1 pseudogene is annotated in these 396 nt (G+C 32.8%); it reads left to right on the forward strand.

What is annotated here, in order from left to right:
- Positions 1-396, forward strand: a pseudogene (locus ER639_RS12070) (Na+/H+ antiporter subunit D); the annotation flags it as partial.

Below are 396 nucleotides of genomic sequence, written 5' to 3' on the forward strand. Positions count from 1 at the left end.
CTTGTGTTCATTGGTAAGCGCCCTATTATTAAACGATACGTTGCACTAAGCGGGACAGCTGTCACATTAATTTTTGCATTTATAAACTTAAACAACGTATTAAAGAATGGGATTATAACTTTAGAACTTGGTTCATGGGAAGCTCCATATAGTATTGTATTAGTACTCGATATATTTAGTATCCTTCTCGTGATTTCAAGTTTAATCGTAACAATGCTGATTATTTTATATTCTTATCAATCAGTGGGCATAGAACGTGAAACGTATTACTACTACTTCGCAGTAATGTTCATGCTAACAGGTGTCATAGGTTCATTTATCACAGGTGATATTTTTAACTTATTCGTATTCTTCGAAGTATTCTTACTGGCATCTTATATTCTATTAGTTATCGGT

It is taken from the genome of Macrococcus sp. DPC7161, from assembly GCF_004117835.1.
Classification (GTDB): Bacteria; Bacillota; Bacilli; order Staphylococcales; family Staphylococcaceae; genus SDSC01.